Annotated in this window: 1 protein-coding gene; it reads right to left on the bottom strand. The window is 36.3% G+C overall.

Annotated elements, in window-relative coordinates; genetic code table 11:
* Window positions 1-422: 422 nt before the first annotated feature.
* On the bottom strand, window positions 423-1,709 hold the full coding sequence (locus PH210_RS29630; protein ID WP_289990304.1) for an IS110 family RNA-guided transposase: 1,287 nt from the start codon (window positions 1,707-1,709) through the stop codon (window positions 423-425).
* Between the last annotated feature and the right edge of the window lie 38 nt (window positions 1,710-1,747).

Raw genomic sequence — 1,747 nt, 5'->3', positions numbered from 1 at the left:
AACTAACCTCCCTCTATATAGAAAGGAAAATCTCACGATTTCTCTTGTTTTCTCCAAATTTCGTAGTAGTTTGTTTTAAAGTCCAATTGAACATTGGAATTATAGTGTACTAAAGGATAATTTTGGGAACAAAGTGAAAAAGAAACTTATAGTTAAACAAACCAACCTTATCCAAAAGTTGGATAACTAGATAAAGTATGGTCGCACTGGTAGATCTCCACATTTCTCATGGAGGTTAACCCTCCCATTTCTCACAGAGTCTAAGCTCCAAAATTCCTTCGTCCAACCTTTCCATGAGGTGGATGTCAGTCATGCTGCCAGACAGGGTCCTTGCCCGTATTTTAGTTGATTTACTGACTAATCCGTGCTTCAAATGTCTAAAACAATAAAACTACTATTTAATGAATTTCACTAAAAGAAATTTAAGCTGCTATCTGTAATTCCGCCATATGAGGAATGTCCCTTAACATACGTTCTTCACTAAATTCACACTGCTTTTTACCGATGGTAAACAGAATTCGTATAAGCTTGTTACATATTGCAATCAACGATTGCATCTTTTTTAATGGATTATTTGGGCGTTTTGTAAAATACTCATGTAATGCTTTAAAAGCTTTATTTTTAGCGACCAAAGGCATTGCCACCCGAAAGAGGAGTGCTCTTAAAGTCTTCCTTCCTCTCTTGGTAATTTTGGTTTGTCCTTTGTGCTTTCCTGATGTATTTTCCTTCAGGCTCAGCCCAGCCAATTTAATAATCTGTCTAGGGTGGGTGTAATTGCCTAGGTCTCCAACCTCCGCATAAAAGCCTGCAACCGTTTCTTTCCCTATTCCTTTAATCGCCAACATTTGTTCAACACCAGGAATTTGTTCAAGAAGTTTATCTATATTAGATTCCAGTTCTTCGAACTTTTCCTTTATAAGCTCATATTTGTCTATTAACGTGCTTAGCTCTAATTTAGCCATACCCGAACCTTCGCGAATTCCGATAGAATCAGTGGCAACCTGCTTTAGTTCTTTTATTCTACCGAGTCCAACTGCACGTTTAACAGCTTTTCGAAGATGTATTAATATTTCTTGTTCCGAAAGGTTCACTAACTCATGAGGCAATAAATTTAGTTTTAATAATTGGATCGCCGACTTACCTTCCCAATCTTTAAATACCGTAAGGAATTCTGGAAAGTAGCGGTCTATCCAATTATGGACTTGTCCTTGAACTGCTTGAAGGTCAACAGATAAGAGATCACGTATTTTTCGAGCCACACGAAGTTCTGCATAAACTCCTTTTGGAATATTAGGTTCTGCATATCTCCCGTCTTTAACCAACTGTGCAATAACTCTGGCATCCTTTACATCATTTTTAGTAGGAGAATTATCATCTAACTCTTTACTTTTCTTAACATGCATAGGATTTACGACTACAAACTTAATATTTTGTTCCTTAAGGAAATGAGCTAAATTGAGCCAATAATGACCTGTCGGCTCCATTCCTACGATCACTTTTTCCATTTTGTTTTGATCCATCAACTTTTTAAGCCACTCTATGAAACAGTTAAAGCTCGAATTTGTATTTTCAAAATAAAAGGGTGCCGAAAACTCTAAACCTCTAAAGTCCTGGGCTCTTGCCACATGCTTGTATTTAGCAATATCAACACCTATAATTAATGTTTGAGAAGTAATTTGAGCAATCTTTTCATTTTGGTTATAATTCATTTAAATAGCCTCCTGGTATTATGTTTGTGTCCTTTTTG

Origin of the sequence: Paenibacillus sp. BSR1-1 (assembly GCF_030403775.1) — a bacterium.
Classification (GTDB): Bacteria; Bacillota; Bacilli; order Bacillales; family Cytobacillaceae; genus Neobacillus.
This window is presented reverse-complemented; position numbering and strand designations above follow the sequence as displayed.